We start from the raw sequence: 4,215 nt of genomic DNA on the forward strand, positions 1-4,215 counted from the left end.
CCGACACCGCCATGGCGGTGATCGTCGTCTGCATGAGCAGGGCGCCGATCAGCCCGGGCACGATGAAGATCGCCGAGACGAGATCCGGGTTGTACCACGCCCGCACCCGAAAATCGACGGGCGGCGACTCGCGCCGCAGGACCGTGCCCTCGGCGGTCTCCGCCAGCACCCGCAGCGACCGGTCGGAGGCCAGGGCCGTGGCGGCGTTCATGGCGGAGGTCGCGACCATCGGATCCGAAGCGTCGACGACGACCTGGATCTCGGCCGCGCGGCGGGAAAGCTTGCGGGCGAAGTCCGGCGGGATCACGATGCCGACCTTGGCCGTGCCGTCGTCGATCAGGCGCGTGAGCTCGCGATGGCTGCGCACCCAGTGACGGACGTCGAAGTACTGGCTGTTCTCGAGCGCCTCGAGCAGCTTCCGCGCCTCGACGCTCCCGGACTGCTCGAACACCGCCGTGGGCACGTGCTTGACGTCGGTGTTGATGGCCCAGCCGAAGATGAAGACCAGGACGACCGGGATGAAGAGGATGAGCGTGAGGGCGAGCGGGTCACGCCGGAGCTGGATGAACTCCTTGGCGATGATGCCGTAGAGCCGGCTCAGCACCGCCTCAGGCGCCCGGGGCGCCGAGCGCGCGGAGCTGCTCGCGCACGCGGGCCTTCCGCTCCCTGTCGACGAGCGAGACGAAGAGGTCCTCGACCGACGGCTCCACCGCGCGCGCCCAGCCGACGCGAACGCCGCGGGTCTCGAGGAAGCCCGCGACCGCCGCGGCGTCGGGCCCGCCGGGCGCCACGATCAGCCGCAGCCGGACGCCGATGCGAACGACCTCGTCCACCGCCTCCCAATCCGCCAGCGCCTCGGCCGCCACGCGCAGCGGCTCGGCCTCCAGCTCGATCACGGACGCCGCGAAGGCCTCGGTCTTGATCCGGGCCGGGCTGCCCTCGGCGATCAGCCGGCCCTGGTAGATGAAGCCCAGCGTGTCGCAGAGCTCCGCCTCGTCCATGTAGTGCGTCGTCACGACGATGGTGGTGCCCTCGTCGGCCAGGCGACGGATGAGCGCCCAGAACGTGCGACGGGAGACCGGGTCCACGCCCGCCGTGGGCTCGTCGAGAAAGATCAGGCGTGGCCCGTGGACGAGGGCGCACACCAGGGCCAGCCGCTGCCGGTAGCCGCCCGACAGCTCGCCCGCGAGCTGGTGCTCGCGGCCGACGAGATCCGCGAGGCGCAGCATCCGCTCCATCCGCGGCCGCCGCTCGTCGCGCGGCACCATGTAGAGGCGGGCGTAGAACGTCAGGTTCTCGACCGCCGTGAGGTCGTCGTAGAGCGAGAACCGCTGGGACATGTACCCGATCAGGGACTTCACGCGCTCGGGCTGGCGGCGGAGATCGATGCCCAGCACCGAGCCCTCGCCGTCCGAGGGCTCGAGGATCCCGCACAGCATCCGGAGCGTCGTCGACTTGCCGGCGCCGTTCGGGCCGAGAAAGCCATAGAGCTCGCCGGCGCGGACGACGAGGTCGAGATGATCGACGGCGACGATCTTGCCGAACCGCTTCGTCAGCCCCCGGGTGACGACCGCGGGCGGGGACGCCTCGCCGCTCATGGCGCGAGCGGCCCTACGGGTGGATCTCGACGTCCGCGGGCATGCCGGGCTTCAGCACACCCTCCGGATTGCGGGAGGCGACCTTCACGCGGAAGACGAGGTTCACGCGCTCCTTCCGCGTCTGCACGTTCTTCGGCGTGAACTCCGCCGCGGAGGCGATCTCGGTGACGGTGCCCTCGAAGACGCGGCCCGGAAACGCGTCGACGGTGATCGTCGCCGTCTGGCCGATGCGGAGCCGCCCGATCTCGGTCTCGGGCACGTAGGCGCGCACCCAGAGGTCCCGCGGGTCCATGAGCGTGAGGATCGACACCCCGGGGTTCACCGTCTCGCCCACCTCGACGTTCTTCCGCAGCACGACGCCGGTGAGGGGCGACAGCAGGCGCGTCTCGGCGAGCCGCGCCTGCGCCTGTGCGAGCGCGGCACTCGTCTCGGCGAGCCGGGCGCGCGCCGCCTCGATCTCCTGAGGACGCGACCCGGCGCGCAGCAGCTGCGCCCGCTCCCGCGCAGCGCTGAGCTCCGCCCGGGCGGCCGCAATCTCGTGCGGGCGCGACCCCGCCTCGAGCAGCGAGAGCCGCTCCTTGGCGGCCCCCTCGTTCGCGGCCGCAGACTCGTACGCCTGACGCGCGCGATCGACCTCCTGCGCGGCGATCAGCGACTTGGCGAAGAGCTCCTCGGCCCGGCGGAAATCCCGCTCGGTCCACTCGCGGGTGACCGTCGCGCTCCGCAGCGCCGCCCGAGCCTGCTCGATCTCCTGGCCGCGGGAGCCGGCGAGCAGGTCGTCGAGCTGAGCCCGCGCTCTCGCCTCGCGGGCTTCCGCCTCGCGGATCTCCTCCGGCCGCGCGCCGGCCTCGAGGTTCCGGAGCTGGGCCTCGGCGGTCCGCACCGCCGCCTCGGCCCGGCGGGTGTCGGCGGTCAGCTCCTCGGCATCCAGTCGCACGAGCAGCTGCCCACGCTCGACCGGCTGCCCCTCGCGGACGGTACGCTCGACGACGCGACCGGTGATCTTCGCGCCGATCTCCACCTGCATCGCCTCGATCGTCCCGGTCACGGCCACCACGTCGCTGCTGTTGAACCGGCGCGCGGCCCAGGTGGCGGCGAGGGCGGCCACGGCCGCGAGCAGCACGAGGACGACGACGGTGACCGACTTCCGCATCAGTCGATTATAGCGCGATGGCTTCTCAGCCCTCGAGCGCGTCGGGGTCGATGCCGTGCTCGATCAGCTTTTTCCGGAGCGTGTTCCGGTTGATGCCCAGGATCTGCGCGGCGCGGACCTGGTTGCCGCCCGTCTCGCGCAGGACGGCGCGGAGCAGGGGCTTCTCGACGAGGCCGATCATCAGGTCGTAGAGGTGCGCGCTCGCGTGCTCGCGGAGCCCGCGGACGCACTCCATCAGCTTCCGCTCGATGATCTCCTCGAGCGTCGCGTCCACCGCGACCGACGCGGCGGCCGAGACGGGTCCGATCGGCAGGTGCTCGGGCAGGATCACGCCGCTCGTCGCCATCACCATCGCCCGCTGGGCGACGTTCTCGAGCTCGCGCACGTTGCCGGGCCAGTCGTGGCCGACGAGGCGGTCGAGCGCCTCGGGCGCGACGCCGCGCTCGCCGAGCTCGGCGGCGTGCTTGGCGAGGAAGTGCTCGACGAGGAGGGGGATGTCGCGCCGGCGCTCGCGCAGCGGCGGGAGGTTGATCGTCACGACGTTGAGCCGGTAGTAGAGGTCCTCGCGGAACTGGCCCTCCTTCATGAGCGTCTCGAGGTCGCGGTTGGTCGCGGCGAGCACGCGCACGTCGACGCGGATCGGGTCGGTGCCGCCCACGCGCTCGATCGTGCGCTCCTGGAGCGCGCGCAGGACCTTCGTCTGCAGCTCGACGGGCATGTCGCCGATCTCGTCGAGATAGAGCGTGCCGCCGTGGGCCAGCTCGAGCCGGCCGAGCTTGCGCTCCTTGGCGTCGGTGAAGGCGCCGCGCTCGTGGCCGAACATCTCCGTCTCGAGCAGCGTCCCCGGGATCGCCGCGCACGAGACGGCGACGAACGGGCGGCCCGCGCGCCGGCTGTAGTGGTGGATCGCCCGCGCGACCAGCTCCTTGCCCGTCCCCGACTCGCCGCGGAGGAGCACCGTCACGTCGCTCCCCGCGATGCGTCCGATGGTCTTGTAGACGTCCTGCATCCGCGGGTGGCGGCCGATGAGCGCGCCGAACTCCCACACCTCCAGGAGCCCGCTCTTGAGCCGCGTCACCTCCTGGGTGAGCCGCCGCGCCGCGAGCGCGCGCTCGGCGAGGAGCAGGACCTCGTCGAGGTCGAAGGGCTTGGCGAGGTAGTCGTAGGCGCCGCGCTGCATCGCCTGGATCGCGGTGTCCATCGTGCCGTGCGCGGTCATCACGACCACCGTCGCGTCGGCGCGCACCTCGCGCAGCCGCGCGAGCGCGGCGAGCCCGTCGACGCCCGGCATGCGCACATCCAGGAAGACGATGTCGAACGGCTCGGCCTCGAACGCCTTGATCGCGCTCATCCCGTCCTTGACGGCCGTGACCTCGTAGCCCGCCTGGCGCAGGCCCTTCTCGAGGACCCAGCGCAGGCTGTCCTCGTCGTCGGCGATCAGGATCCGCGCGCTGACCTGGTTCA

General features: G+C 72.0%; 4 protein-coding genes. All 4 read right to left on the reverse strand.

Annotated features, from left to right (window positions below; genetic code table 11):
- Positions 1-604, reverse strand: a 604-nt coding sequence (locus VKG64_03480) for an ABC transporter permease (protein ID HKB24093.1), incomplete at its 3' end; no start/stop codon positions are given.
- 4 nt (positions 605-608) lie between these two features.
- Entirely contained in the window at positions 609-1,598 is a 990-nt protein-coding gene (locus tag VKG64_03485) for an ABC transporter ATP-binding protein (protein HKB24094.1), read from the reverse strand.
- 13 nt (positions 1,599-1,611) lie between these two features.
- Positions 1,612-2,751 (reverse strand): efflux RND transporter periplasmic adaptor subunit, encoded by a 1,140-nt coding sequence (locus VKG64_03490; protein HKB24095.1) that lies wholly within the window; start codon positions 2,749-2,751, stop codon positions 1,612-1,614.
- Positions 2,752-2,776: 25 nt separating this feature from the next.
- Positions 2,777-4,195: a sigma-54 dependent transcriptional regulator gene (locus VKG64_03495; protein ID HKB24096.1), complete on the reverse strand. Its 1,419-nt coding sequence runs from the start codon at positions 4,193-4,195 to the stop codon at positions 2,777-2,779.
- Positions 4,196-4,215 lie beyond the last annotated feature (20 nt).

Source organism: Candidatus Methylomirabilota bacterium (assembly GCA_035260325.1).
Lineage (GTDB): Bacteria > Methylomirabilota > Methylomirabilia > Rokubacteriales > CSP1-6 > AR19.

Coding starts and splice junctions, on each gene's coding strand:
- VKG64_03485 (HKB24094.1), bottom strand. CDS start 1,598: ATGAGCGGCGAGGCGTCCCCGCCCGCGGTCGTCACCCGGGGGCTGACG.
- VKG64_03490 (HKB24095.1), bottom strand. CDS start 2,751: ATGCGGAAGTCGGTCACCGTCGTCGTCCTCGTGCTGCTCGCGGCCGTG.